This window comes from Pseudoalteromonas sp. MER144-MNA-CIBAN-0113 (genome assembly GCF_040308965.1).
Lineage (GTDB): Bacteria > Pseudomonadota > Gammaproteobacteria > Enterobacterales > Alteromonadaceae > Pseudoalteromonas > Pseudoalteromonas tetraodonis.
Map to the genome: position 1 here is coordinate 17,485 of NZ_JBEOOG010000048.1, position 14,176 is coordinate 31,660.

At 34.8% G+C, this 14,176-nt stretch carries 11 protein-coding genes and 1 pseudogene; 4 read left to right on the forward strand and 8 right to left on the reverse strand.

Annotated features, from left to right (window positions below):
• Positions 1-16: 16 nt before the first annotated feature.
• The 8 genes and pseudogenes from AAEY57_RS12805 to AAEY57_RS12840 form a co-directional block, all read right to left on the reverse strand.
• A complete protein-coding gene (locus AAEY57_RS12805; RefSeq protein ID WP_350608026.1) occupies positions 17-1,153 on the reverse strand; it encodes a glycosyltransferase in 1,137 nt (378 codons plus the stop codon).
• Positions 1,150-2,265 (reverse strand): glycosyltransferase family 4 protein, encoded by a 1,116-nt coding sequence (locus AAEY57_RS12810; protein WP_350608027.1) that lies wholly within the window; start codon positions 2,263-2,265, stop codon positions 1,150-1,152. The genes AAEY57_RS12805 and AAEY57_RS12810 overlap by 4 nt, the downstream gene beginning before the upstream one ends.
• On the reverse strand, positions 2,266-3,513 hold the full coding sequence (locus tag AAEY57_RS12815) for an O-antigen ligase domain-containing protein (RefSeq protein ID WP_350608028.1): 1,248 nt from the start codon (positions 3,511-3,513) through the stop codon (positions 2,266-2,268).
• Positions 3,510-4,412 carry a glycosyltransferase family 2 protein gene (locus AAEY57_RS12820; RefSeq protein ID WP_076920853.1) on the reverse strand — a complete coding sequence of 301 codons (903 nt, stop codon included), beginning with the start codon at positions 4,410-4,412 and terminating at the stop codon, positions 3,510-3,512. Before AAEY57_RS12820 ends, AAEY57_RS12815 begins: the two co-directional genes overlap by 4 nt.
• A gap of 18 nt (positions 4,413-4,430) precedes the next feature.
• Positions 4,431-5,597, reverse strand: a complete 1,167-nt coding sequence (locus tag AAEY57_RS12825; protein WP_350608029.1) for a nucleotide sugar dehydrogenase — start codon at positions 5,595-5,597, stop codon at positions 4,431-4,433.
• A gap of 24 nt (positions 5,598-5,621) precedes the next feature.
• The gene (gene galU / locus AAEY57_RS12830) at positions 5,622-6,512 is read right to left on the reverse strand and encodes a UTP--glucose-1-phosphate uridylyltransferase GalU (RefSeq protein ID WP_036956277.1); all 891 of its coding nucleotides are present in this window, start codon (positions 6,510-6,512) and stop codon (positions 5,622-5,624) included.
• Positions 6,513-6,677: 165 nt separating this feature from the next.
• Positions 6,678-8,588: an acyltransferase family protein gene (locus AAEY57_RS12835; RefSeq protein WP_350608030.1), complete on the reverse strand. Its 1,911-nt coding sequence runs from the start codon at positions 8,586-8,588 to the stop codon at positions 6,678-6,680.
• A gap of 121 nt (positions 8,589-8,709) precedes the next feature.
• Positions 8,710-8,814: pseudogene (locus AAEY57_RS12840) on the reverse strand (UTP--glucose-1-phosphate uridylyltransferase); the annotation flags it as partial.
• Positions 8,815-9,072: 258 nt separating this feature from the next.
• Between AAEY57_RS12840 and AAEY57_RS12845 the strand changes: the two are divergent.
• The 4 genes from AAEY57_RS12845 to AAEY57_RS12860 all read left to right on the forward strand — a co-directional run bounded on the left by AAEY57_RS12845 (position 9,073) and on the right by AAEY57_RS12860 (position 13,715).
• A complete protein-coding gene (locus tag AAEY57_RS12845; RefSeq protein ID WP_350608031.1) occupies positions 9,073-9,771 on the forward strand; it encodes a transglutaminase-like cysteine peptidase in 699 nt (232 codons plus the stop codon).
• Positions 9,755-11,761: a bifunctional diguanylate cyclase/phosphodiesterase gene (locus AAEY57_RS12850; RefSeq protein ID WP_350608032.1), complete on the forward strand. Its 2,007-nt coding sequence runs from the start codon at positions 9,755-9,757 to the stop codon at positions 11,759-11,761. The genes AAEY57_RS12845 and AAEY57_RS12850 overlap by 17 nt, the downstream gene beginning before the upstream one ends.
• Positions 11,762-11,782: 21 nt before the next feature.
• Positions 11,783-12,328, forward strand: coding sequence for a hypothetical protein (locus AAEY57_RS12855; protein ID WP_013464705.1), 546 nt, complete (start codon positions 11,783-11,785; stop codon positions 12,326-12,328).
• Positions 12,329-12,392: 64 nt separating this feature from the next.
• Positions 12,393-13,715, forward strand: coding sequence for an O-antigen ligase family protein (locus AAEY57_RS12860; RefSeq protein WP_033103300.1), 1,323 nt, complete (start codon positions 12,393-12,395; stop codon positions 13,713-13,715).
• Positions 13,716-14,176 lie beyond the last annotated feature (461 nt).

A 14,176-nucleotide genomic window follows, 5' to 3' on the forward strand; every position in this document is an offset into this window, starting at 1 on the left:
AAAGAAAAGCTTTAGATTATTTAACACTGTTTAGTACCTTTAAATAATGACTGGCAACAACTTCACCAGTGAACTTTTCTAACTCACCAGCTTTATTGATTGACCAAATATTATCTGAAAATTGTTGGTAATTTTTTTCCAACTCTAAAATACCAAGTTTAATTTCATCACTGGTTTGACATGTAAGTTTTACACCGACATCAAGGTCATCTAAATGCCCATCAACCCCAGTGTTTTTCATATACATAATTGGGCATCCTGATGCTAAAGCCTCAATGTAAGCCATTCCAAATGTTTCATTTATAGCAGGCATTAGAAGAGCCTTAGAATTTTTTAATCTTTCAATTAGCTTTGGATGAGGTAAAACACCTATTAAATTTATATTATCATTTAAAGAAAGCTCTTTAATTTTGTTTGAAATAACTTTTTTGTCATGAAGATTCCCGCCTCCAATAATATCTAGTTTTATAAATATATCATCGCTTTTGAGAGCATTGATTGCCTCTAACAAAGGGATAATGCCTTTGCGCTTATACTGATGAAAGCTAACGATTGATATATAATTTGAATTAATATTATTAATCCTTTGAGGAATAATATGATCTATCTCACATATGTTAGGAAGCTTGCTAGAAGGAGTCTCTGCTTTTGCTATTTTATACATAAACTTTTTTGCCCAAGGACTAACCCAAAATATATGCTTTGCACGAGCAAAAACTTTTTTGAATAATGGTTCACAATCCTTCAACCTTTTTATGTTATTTAAATCACTACCACCACGTACAGAAACAACGAAAGGAACCCCTGAATATTTACTCAAATAAAACGCAAAAATACCTTCAGTGGTCAGCTTATGAGCATGTATTAAATCAAAATCTTTTAGCTTTAATTTTTTTGTTAGGTACATTGCACTAATTTTAATTTGCAGCCTATAGATAAAAGCAATAGGCAGTCCCCAAAAAACAATTGATACACCTCGTTCAAAGCCTTTCAATGACATAGAGAAAGGATTACTGCTTCTATTTATGGATAGTACAAAATTTACAATACCTTGATCTAATTCTTCAACTGCATCGATTAAATTTGAAACTGCTTTTGTGTGTGGATAATCTCTACCGTCAGGAAAGTCTTGATGTATATGTAATATTTTCAATTTTTTTCTCTAAGAGCGCTTTCTATTAAGTTAGTCATATTGCTTCTAAAAGCCTCATTGGAGAACTTTTCTGCATTTTTTCTTACCTCATTAGGATCGAATGTATAACTACTAGATTCAAAGGATTCTACAGCCTCAATCAAACATTTGGTTGTTTGCTTTTTAAAGTGAACGCCACTGATCCCATGATTAACCGTTTCTAAACAACCGCCTTTTCCAAATGCAATAACGGGTGTTCCACATGCCTGGGCCTCAACAGGAATTATTCCGAAGTCTTCTTCAGCAGCAAATACAAATGCTTTTGCCTTTTGCATATTTTTTAACATCACTTCGTCTGACTGGTATCCTAAAATTTCTATATTGTCAGCATTACCAACAATATCTTTAATTTTTTGCATTTGGGGGCCATCACCTATAATTTTAAGCTGCTTTGTTGGCATTTTTACAAATGCCTCAGCTATTAAATCAAGCCTTTTGTATGGCACTAGGCGCGACGCTGCAAGATAGAAGTCTTCTTTTGTTGTTTCCAGTTTAAATTTTTCAATATTAACTGGAGGATAGATAACTTCAGCCACTCTTCTATAGCATTTATAAATTCGTTTTTTAATAAATGAAGAGTTTGCAATGAATGTATCTACGCCATTAGCCGTTCTCGTATCCCAAATTCTAAACTTATGTAAAAAATAGCGAGCTATTATTGATTTCAACCCCTTATCATTACCACTTTCTTTTAAGTATTGCTCTTGCATATCCCATGCATACCTTGCTGGTGAGTGGCAATAGCTAACATGAAGTTGATCAGGACCCGTTATTACACCTTTTGCAGCAGAATAACTCGACGATATGACAAGGTCATAACTAGACAAATCGAATTGCTCGATAGCAATTGGGAAAAGTGGAAAATAATTTCGGTACATTTTATTGGCGAATGGCAGCCTCTGAATGAAAGATGTGTGTATTTTCACCGATTTAAGCCAAGTACGATCTTCTTCGGGTAAATAATCTACTAACGTGAAAATGTCAGCTTTAGGATAAAGCTCAAGTATCTCATTTAAAACCTTCTCAGCCCCACCGTTAACCACTAACCAATCATGTATAATTGCAACTTTCATTTATGTACCTAACTTCCCTGAATTTATTGATAATTTTTTACTAAAAATAGAAATAGAAAATATTAAAAGATATAAAACCCATATACTGGTGCTATCTTTGTAAAAAGATGCTTCTGTAATATTATGAAGAACAATCACACTTAAACCAGCTAATAAATGTGAAGAATTTAAGCCCTTCATACACATTGCAAAAATGGCTATAATAGCAATTGTTATAAGTGCACCAAACTGTAAATACAATTCTATAAAGCCATTGTGAGCAGAATTAATATATTGGATAAAACTATTATCTACATCAAAGAAATACGGTATTTGAGGTACACCAAAGTAGCTTCCATAACCATAACCACTTAGCAATTTGTCAAAATACTCAAGATCATAGTATAGAATATTCCATATAAAGCCCCTCCCTGTCATGAAGTTTGCATCAACAAGCTTCCCTATATGATAATAATCATTTAACAAGTAAGAAAGCAGGGGCAATAACAAAAACATACTCACACATGAAGCTAAAATTATTAGTAATGAGGCTTTGACATATTTAAAATGTATATTTGACATAGTAAAGTAAAATAGCACTAAAAATATGCTAGTTTTACTTTTAGTTAAAAGTAATAATATTATCAAAAGGACTAGAATATTCTTAAAATTCCTAAAGTTAAAATTGTAACTTTTTTTAAGCGAATGAAATGTAATTATTAATACCGCTAAATTTATACCCATCAAGTTTTTATTTTTAGCGAAACCTGCTAAAGCGGAATCAGCTGTAAAACCCACACCAAGTAAAATACTGACTAAAGTTATGAATAAATAACTGTAAACAGTCAGCATTATCGATCGTTCAAGTGTTTTATTAATAAACGAGTAGTAAAAGGCTAAAATAATACTTGAGATAAATATCAGCTGAAAAAGAGATCTTTTTAAAACATAACTAGGATAGTTAGACCAAAAGGCACTTATTAAAGAGATGAAAACAATCATCAATAATAGCAAAGATTTTAAATAAAAATTTCTGCTAACTTTTTTATAACTACCTGCTAAAAAGAAGCTGGCAACATAAAAAACAAACAAAGACGACCATAATAATTGTTTAAATATATTACTCCCAGCACTAGCGTTTAACTGTTGCTCTAGATCTAAATCCATCAGAGAAAATTTTGCATCTAAATCTGGCGTTAATATGCCAAAACAGAATAGAAATATTATGAACAGTCCATACGATTGCAAAAATTTTTGAGCCAAATTCATTTGTATAATTCAACTAAGTCATCATTAGTGGCAAAAAAATAACATTTCCCAAAATTATCCAGCATTTTTAACACATATGTAATATATGTAGCTTTCCCAAATGGTAAAGCGCAAACACTCAAAAACGCATATAAAAACATTTTTAAGATTGCTTTGCTAATGTATAGACTTTTACTCACTGTAAAACCAATAAGTGTAAATCTATACCTTGAAAAAGTTTGACCTATACGTATTGCTCTTTTAAACAAGTATTTACAGTTTAGCCTTTCGGGTTCTACCTCTTCGGATACAAATGCTTCTTTGCAATAAACAAGCTTAAACCCTTTTTTATGTAATCTATAAAAAAGATCAGAGTCTTCACCACCCGTTTTTCCAAACTTAGCATCAAAGGTATACCCTGTTTTTAATAAAGCCTCTTTACGGATTAAAGTACAGCCAGCGCCACCGCTACTTACTTCAGTGCCTGTTTCTCTAACCTTTCTATCAAAAAAACGCCCTTGTACAATCCAATTAGGAGTATGATTAGGGTAAATAGGCTTTACTTGACCAAAAACAACGCTCGCCTTGTATTTAACGGCCGTATTTAAAAGGTTGACTAACCACTCCTTATCAACAATTTCGTCGTCATCTAGCGAGGCTATATACTCTCCTTTTGCTGCTTTTAAATATTCGTTCCTTGCAATAGAGATATTTTTTATTGGTTGATTTATATAGGTTAATCTATGTCTATAATTATGGCTTTTTTCAAACACAATTGATTCTGCATACTTGCCTTCATCATTATCTATAACAATCACCTCAATCTCTGTGTTATCAGGGATTGTTAATGCATTGATGCTTTCAAGTGTTTTAATTAAGTGAGCTCTTTTGTATGTGCATAAACAAATAGAAATTAACATCTAAACCTCACTTAAAAATTAATCATTGCCGAATAAGTCGCGCGTATATACTTTATCTACAACATCGCTTAAAGCTTCTTCCATTCTATTTGCTACAATTACATCACATTTGGTTTTAAATTCTACCAAATCATTTATTACCTGAGAGTTGAAGAAATCACTTTCGCGTAATTCTGGTTCATAAACGACTACTTCAATACCTCGAGCTTTTATTCTTTTCATTATCCCTTGTATAGAAGATGCTCTAAAGTTATCTGAACCTGATTTCATTATAAGTCTATATACACCTACTACTTTTGGGTTTTTATTGATAATTGAAAAGGCTATATGATCTTTTCTTGTGGTGTTCGCGTCTACGATTGATTTTATTAAACTATTTGGGACGTCTTCAAAGTTAGCTCTTAATTGTTTAGTGTCTTTAGGTAAACAATAGCCACCATAACCGAATGAAGGATTGTTGTAATGGTTACCTATTCTTGGATCTAAACAAACGCCTTCAATGATTTGCTTTGAGTCTAACCCATGAGTCTCAGCGTAAGTGTCTAACTCGTTAAAGTATGAGACTCGCATTGCTAAATACGTATTGGAAAATAATTTGACAGCTTCAGCTTCTGTTGAGTTAGTGTATAGAATTTCTATATCTTCTTTTATAGCTCCTTGAGCTAAAAGTTTGGCAAAAACCACAGCCCGTTCAGATTTTTCACCTACAATTATTCTTGATGGATACAAGTTATCGTGTAAAGCTTTGCCTTCTCTTAAAAATTCGGGCGAAAATATAATATTATTGTGACAAAATTTTTGTTTAATTCTCTTTGTAAAGCCAACAGGGACTGTAGACTTTATTATCATTATTGCCTTAGGATTTATCTCGATAACATCTTTGATTACTGCTTCAACTGAGCTTGTATCAAAGTAGTTATTTTCAACGTTATAATCTGTAGGTGTTGCAATTACAACATAATCAGCATTCTTAAATGCTCTATGTTTATCTGTTGTAGCCTCTAAGTTTAATTCTTTATTTGCAAGAAAATCTTCAATTTTATCATCTGAGATAGGAGATATTTTATTATTGATTAGCTCTACTTTCTCTTGTATTACATCAAGAGCTATTACTTCATTATGTTGTGCTAATAATACAGCATTTGACAAGCCTACATAGCCAGTACCAGCGATAGTGATTTTCATTTTAAATCCTTGAAATATAATAAACTACGCCAACAATTGCTTGACGCGCTTGGTAAACTCTTCACCCATTGAGGTTGATTGCATTGCATACTCTACATTTGCCAACATATAGCCAAGTTTTGAGCCGCAATCGTGCGACTTACCTTTTAAATGATACGCTTCAATTGTTTCAAGATGACGTAACTGCAGTAATGCATCTGTTAATTGTATTTCGCCGCCAGCTCCTGGAGGTGTAAACTCGAGCAAGTCCCAAATAGCAGGCGATACAACATAACGCCCTGTTATGGCTAAATTACTAGGCGCTTCATCATTATTTGGTTTTTCAACCATATTGGTAATGGCTGCATTTTCGCCAGGCGCAATATTTTTACCCGCCAAATCAACCACACCATAGTTGTGCACTTCCTCGTGTGGGACAGGTTCAACCATAATTTGGTTATGTTGGGTGAGTTCAAACCGGTCGATCATTTGCGCTAGGTTATCAACCTTAAGATTTGACTTATATTGATCGATAATTACGTCAGGCAATAAAATCGCAAAAGGGTTATTGCCGATGATTGGGCGAGTTTCAAGTATTGCGTGTCCTAAGCCTAACGGCGCCGATTGACGAACCGAAATAATACTTACATCTCGCGGGATTATTGAACGCACCTCTTCTAGCAGGCTGCGCTTTACACGGGCCTCTAAGGTTGCTTCTAGCTCAAAGCTAGTGTCAAAATGATTTTCTATTGCGTTTTTGGAAGCATGTGTGACTAGTATAATTTCTTTAATACCGGCCTTTACCGCTTCGTTTACAACGTATTGAATCAGAGGTTTGTCTACTAGTGGAAGCATTTCCTTTGGCGTTGCTTTGGTGGCGGGTAACATACGGGTACCCAAGCCTGCAACAGGCAAGACTGCTTTTAATACTTTCACTTCAATTCCTTTTATAGTTACTTTTATTGCTCTTAACCTAAAGCAAGGTTTATCGCTTAAGGTATTTCAAGCGGATATTATACACTAGTTATTAATTCACTCAATAAAATAAACAGTCTTTTGCATTGCTTTGTGTTGCAAAAATGTTAAAAACAAAATTCTTACTTAATTAATAATTGGATTAATAATTTTTCCTACATATTCTGAACCAAAATCATTTAAGTGGCCCGTATCTAAATACAAAGAATTTTGTTCAAAAGTCACACAACCACTTTTTGAACACATTGATTTACTTAAATCAATCAGCTTAACGTTAGGATAGCTTTCAACATCTTTAAGAAAATGAAGAATTTTCGAGTAGTATTGAGAAAACTCATTTTTTTGAAATGTACAATTATTATCAATAAAGTCTGAGTAGGAGATTAAATTATAATGCTTTCTCAACAAACATTGACCAATATTTTTACCATTGTTAGGAGGAGGACTAACAACAAATATACGTTTACCTGTTGAGCTGAGTCTTGATAACGTTTGTTTGAACGAGATTAAATAGGCATCAAAATCATTCTTAAGAACTCTAGTACCATCAAAGTAATCATACTTAAACCATTGCTCGAATGCAGAAGAGAGAATTACTGTTTTAATCTGCGAATTATTTTCTATCTCATTGATAACATCATTATTGAATTTAAAACAAGATTTTGACCAGTTTAAATTATAACTTTTAAAATTTGGAAAAGTTGATAAAGAAACATTTGGAGAACAAGCACTTTTTGTCGCTTGAATAAGTTCATTGTTTTTAGATAAGCCTTTTACTAAATGCATTGCATATGAGTCGCCCCATAAAATTGTTTCAGGGTTCTCACTAGTTTTACATTCATCAAGTATCTGAAAGTCTGATTTGAAGTTACATAGTTTATTTAGACCGATGCTTGGCTTTGATTGAGTAATTTCAGCTTTACTAAAACCACCAAACTTTGGATATAGGGAGAGTAATAAGCCCATTACAGACATGACTAATAAGCTAAAAACAGATAACGTTAGCACTGTTTTTGTAGATTTATTCGATTTTCTTCTGAAAGGCTTCTCAACATATTGATAAGACAATAAGGATAAAAGAAAAACTATGAGCATTGAGAGAGCAATTAACTCATTAGTTAAAGACTCTAACGTCATTAATTTTGCGAAAGCAAAAATTGGCTGATGCCATAAATACAAGCTATAGGAAATTAGACCTATAAAAACTAATATCTTACTAGACAGCATTTTACCAACTATATTATTTTCACTTGCGAATAAAATTATTAGTGCCGTTGAAATGACCGGCAGTATAGTAAACCAACCAGGGAAGGCATATTCGTAAGAATATGTTGAATAAGAAATAATGAGCAAAAGTATAGCCAAAATACTTAACCACCCTTTAAGGCTTTCATTTATGGCTGATAAGGCATTTTTAGTAATTAAAACAGAACAAATTGATCCAGCAAGAAGCTCCCACGCTCTAGTGTGGATTAGATAAAAGTTAACTGATTGATTTGAAGTTAAGAACATAGACAGTAATGAAATAATAAGAATTACTGATAGAGCAAGAAATATATGTTTCTTAAACCTTGTAAGCAAGAGTAAGATAAATGGGAAAAATAGATAAAATTGTTCTTCTACAGCTAAACTCCACATGTGTAACATTGGGTTTAGCTCGGCACTTGGGTTAAAATAGTCAAGCTTAAGAAAGAAGAATATATTAGCCATAAATGTTGACACTGCAACAATACTATAACCGAGCATTTTCATTGATGCTGGATCTAAAAAGAAAAAGGATAGAAAACTACTAACAACAATCATAAAAGCCATTGCAGGTAATATTCTTCTAGCACGTCTCTCATAAAAAGACGACAGAGAAAACTTCCCTTCAGAGATCTCTTTAAGCAAAATAGTTGTAATTAAATACCCCGATATTACAAAAAAAACATCAACTCCGGCAAAACCACCAGGTAAAAGGTGTAACCCTGAGTGATGAAATAATACAGGTAAAATTGCTAATGCTCTTAAACCATCAATCTCAGCTCTGTATTTCATATTTTTTGATCCATAGAAAATCTGACTTCTGTAAAAACTGTGACATAATAAAATATATTAAGTTAGCTTAAAACTACTAGCTTATTGAATAGTTTGAGATACTTATTTTAAATGTATAAGGTGGAGGAGCGACTAGTGGAAGCATCTCCTTTGGCGTTGCTTTGGTAGCGGGTAACATACGGGTACCCAAGCCTGCAACAGGCAAGACTGCTTTTAATACTTTCACTTCAATTCCTTTTATAGTTACTTTTGGTTATAACGTAGCTATTTATAAATGCCACTTCGAAAAGCGGGTTTTAAACTCTACTAACTGTATGGGCGAGTATTATACACAACACAAACAATCGCTCAATATAAAAAGCAGCCTTTTTGATTGTTTTAGGTTAATTATTTGTTAACGGTTTATTTTTGCTTTTTTTATAATCTATCATTTTAGTTTCAATGGGAATATAATGGATTTGTTAACTTTTAAGGGATGGGATTTGTGCGCGTAGGAATTTGCATCATTATATTAGTGTCTTTTTTTGCTTGTGCACAAGACATGCTTTTACATTTGCGTAATAGCGATATAATTACCCGTGCCAAACAGTTTTATGGTGATGCTGGCCACCAAAGAATAAAAAACTGGCTGAGTTTTATAGATGACTCTGCCGACAAAAGCGAATGGCAAAAAATTCATTTAGTTAATGATTTTTTTAATAAGCATATAAAGTACAAAACCGATGACGAACTTTGGCAAAAAAAAGATTACTGGGCCACTCCACTAGAAAGCTTAGGTGTGGGCATGGGTGACTGTGAAGATTATGTTATTGCTAAATATTTTACTTTAATCGCTTTAGGTATCCCAGAAGATAAAATACGCTTTATGTATGTACGCCAGCGTACGGTTAATCAACCTCACATGGTGCTTATATACTTTGAACAACCTAACCAAATACCGCTGGTGCTCGACAATTTTAATACAAAATTAGTGCCTGCTAGTAATCGGGGTGATCTAAAACCTATCTATAGTTTTAATGGCCAAGGTTTATGGTTAGCCAAATCGAAAGGGTTAGGTAATAAGGTTAAAAATAGTCGTGGCGTTTCTGCTTGGAACACCATGCTTGAACGAATTGAACAAGGCGAGCTTGCGCCTGCCAACGGTAACAATAAAGGAACTAGTAGTTATGTCTCGACTCTTTAAACATGGATTGAGTTTAAAAACCCAAGTATATGGCTTGATCATTTTAATTTCGGTTATTTCATTTTGCGTACGTGTTATCACCGATGTGGATACAACCCGTAATTATTTACAAACGCAAATGGCCAGCCATGCGCAAGACACGGCTACCAGTTTAGGGCTTTCGATATCACCTTATTTAGAAGACGACAGCCTAATGATTGCACAAACGATGGCAACCGCTATTTTTGACTCTGGTTATTACAGCCAAATTAAATTTACCGACGTGCAAAACAACATCGTTTTTGAATTACAAAACCCTAAGCGCGTTGAATCAGTTCCTGTTTGGTTTATAGGTGCTGTTGAGCTAAGTGCACCAACTATGCATTCTGAAATAAACAATGGTTGGATGATGGCAGGCACACTTGATGTAACCAGCCATACTGGGCAATCTTACCTTACCTTATGGCAACACACACTCCGCAGCTTATATAGCTCATTTTTGCTATTAGCAGCATCGCTGGCTATTGCATTTTTAATTTTACGCGCAGTATTTAAGCCGTTAAAAGCAGTAGAAGACCAAGCCACTTTAGTGACTCGAAAACGCTTTACCTTAAATAAAGAAATACCAGTAGCACGGGAGCTTCGCACAGTAACCCAAGCCATAAATAACATGGTTATAAACTTACAAAGTACGTTTGATTCGCTGACCAAACAAACACAAGCGCTTACTGAAGAAGTTTATATAGATTCGTTAACGGGGTTGGGTAACCGTAAGTCGTTTGAAAACCACTTTAATTCTGTTGTAAATAATATTACTGACGATACGCCAATTACCGCGATGATGCTTACCCTACCCTCGTTAAATAACATTAACCAAGTAGTAAGCTACCAAGACGGTGATCAGCATGTACTTGATGCAGCTAAAATACTTAAACATGTTGCTGATGAATTACCAAACTCAAACGTGTTTAGACTTAACGGAGGGACGTTTGTTTTAATGGCCCCATATGACGTTTTACTTTTAAATAAAGCTCGCCTAGACCTAAACGATAAATTAAGTCAAAAAGAAAATAGTTCACACATAAACGGTTACGCTAATTTAGCCATTGTTGGCGTTGAGCAAGGAGCGAGTTTAGGTGAAGTGTTATCGCTACTTGATACTGGTTGCACTATAGGTGAAGACACTACGTTTGATAAAAACGATAAAGAGTCATTATTTAGTGTTAACCAATGGCGTACCTTAATTAAGTCGATTATAAATGCTGGCGAAGTGAGTTTTTCGGTGCAACCTGTTAAACAAGCTAATAAAACTGATTCTCAGTGTTACTTTGAGGTATTTGTACACTTTATTCATGAAGGCGAAAAGGTAAATAATGGTCACTTATTTGCGATGGCTGAAAAGTTAAATTTAACCGAAGAACTCGATAAAAAAATTATACGTAGCTTTGTAGATGTAAAAGAGCACTACCCTAATGATGTGTTTGCGTTGAATATTAGTAAAGCATCATTGTATTCAGCCGACTTTATACAATGGCTTACCCTTTACTCGCACACTAAACCGGTAATTAAAACAAACTTAGTGTTTGAACTACATGAAATTGGTTTGCTTTATAACGTGCATGTTGCGTCTTTACATATAGATGCAATTAAAGAGCTGGGTATTAATGTGTGTATTGAACACTTTGGTACTAGCTTAACGTCGTTTAGGTATTTACAAGGTCTTGATATTGAGTACGTTAAAATTGATGGTAGTTACATTCAAGATTTGGTAACTAACCCGCAAAGTCAATTTTATATTCAAACAGTTAATAATATTTGTCATGGCTTTGGTATTAAAGTTTTAGCCTGTTTAATTGAAAAAACCGAGACTTTAGAAATACTTGAATACCTAGGATGTGATGGGGTACAAGGTAATTTAATACTGCCACCATCAAAAATTATTAAATCTAATGAAAATGGCGTAAATAAAGAGTTTACTTTTTGCACCGATGCGCTAAAATTTTGCAATTAGTACTCAACCAAGGGACGAGAAATGAAAAAATTAATTTTAGCTGGCTTAGTAGCTAGTGCGTCTGCTCTAACTGCTTTGCCAACCTATGCACAAACGGATAATAATGCAGTGGTTCAAGAAGTGAGCATAAATAGCATTATTGATATTCTTAATAACGTAACAGCAGATACTACGCCAGAGCAATTACGCGAAGATTTAGTAGAAGCGATTAAACGTATTTGTAAAAATAAAGAAAAAATTAAGCTAGACGAAAAACTGCTTAATGGCGCTTGTGGCGCTGCTGATATAGATGCAATGGTTGCTGCTGTTGTGGCACGTTTTGGTGCAGACAATCCATTAATTTCTGACTTTTTAGCTGCTCTTTCGGATGCTGGTTTAGATACTGATGCAATTACCCTAGCAGCAATTACCGCAGGTGTTGATGCAACAACCGCTTCTGAAGCAACGGCTGCAGGCCCGGGTGCAGGTCAGCCTGCTCCGCCAGTAGGTAGCTTACCAACATTACCAACACCTCCAGGTTCTGGTGGTACAGGCGGTGATAACGGTATATCTGAAGTCGGTAACTAGTTTTTACTATTAGTATATTCAAACGCAGCCAATTGGCTGCGTTTTTACTTTGTTTGAGTTTATTTTGAATCGTTTTATATTTTTTCTTATTTGCCTGATCCTTTTTTTGCTTCCCCTTCCTTTAGGTAGTTACAGGCCTTGGGCAATTTTAGCTATTGGTATTTTAACTAGCTTTACCTTTATTACTCACTTGGCAAACAGTGTTTTAAATAACCAACAAGCACTATTACCACCTCGATATACTTGGCCGTTATTTACTGCCTTAGGCATTGTTGCTTTGGTGTGCGCGGTTCAGTTATTTGGCGTAAGTGTTGATGCTTTTCAAACCAAACAAATGTTATTAAAAACCAGTTTTTTAATAATGTTGAGCTGGTTAATATTTAATTACTGTAATAATGTAAATCGTATTAAAAAATTAATTTACGCCGTCATTTGCGCTGGTGTTTTTCAGGCTTTGTATGCTAGTTACTTAAACTTATCGCCCGATATTGTTAGCCCTTTATTTGGCTACAAACACACCGACCGCGCGATTGGTACCTTTACCTATTCTAACTTTTTAGCTAACTACTTAGCGCTGTGTTTATGTTTAGGCATTGGCGTTTTAATTAGCGAATTAAAACGCACTAACAATGGCTATAAACCTACTTTAAAACAAACGCTACGTGCTTGGGCTGAGATTATATTAAGCTCTAAAATAATTTTGCGTATATCGCTAATTATTATAATTGTGGCGCTTATTTTAACCCGTAGTCGCATGGGTAATTCGGCTTTTTTTATCGCCTTAATTATAGTGAGCTTACTGGCGCTGTTTGTTTATAAGCAAAAGCCTAAAGCATTTAAATTGCTGATTGTGAGCTTTTTCATTATCGATTTAATCATCATTGGTGCCATTTTCGATGTAGAAAAGGTAAAACAACGTATTAGCGAAACCAGTTTACAATCGGAAACTCGCGATGAAGTTGTACGCGACTCAATCCCGCTGATTTTAGATAACCCGTTATTAGGCTCGGGCGGCGGTACTTTTTACACTGCGTTTCCTGCATATCAGTCTGAGCCCTACTCTGGCTACTACGACAATGCGCATAACGATTATGTGCAATTTGCAGTTGAGCTGGGTATTCCTGCAACGGCGTTTTTGGGGCTGTTAGTGGTTTATTGTTTATGGTTATGTATTAATACTATGCGAACGCGCAAAACGGCCCTTTATCAGGGTGTGGCGTTTGGTTGTGCTACAGCTATTGTGGCAATGATGCTGCATTCGTCGGTTGATTATTCGCTGCAGGCGGGGGCTAATTCTATATTGTTTATCGTGGTGTTATGTTTAGCTTTATTAACCAATAAGTTACCGGCACCAAAGCGGATTAAAAAACGGCGTAGTGAAAGTTAACGGGCTGCGGGGAGCGAGTCACGAGCCTAATCCCTAACACCTGTTCTGTCTTCTCATTTACTCCTCATTCACTTCTCTCAGTGCAATAAGATCTTTAAGAAAAGTATGCACAAAGAGAGCTAAGAGACGCTGCGCTTTTAGAGGTTAAAGTCGAAATTATCGGGCTGCGAGGGTCGGGTTACGGGCCTAATCCCTAACACTTGTTTTATCTTCTCATTTACTCCTCATTCTCTTCTCTCAGTGCAATAAGATCTTTAAGAAAATTATTCACAAAGAGGGTTAAGAGACGCTTCGCTTTTAGAGGTTAAAGTCGAAAGTTATCGGGCTGCGGGGGTCGGGTTACGGGCCTAATCCCTAACACTTGTTTTATCTTCTCATTTACTTCTCATTCTCTTCTCTCAGTGCAATAAGATCTTTAAGAAAATTATTCACAAAGAGGGTTAAGAGACGCTTCGCTTTTA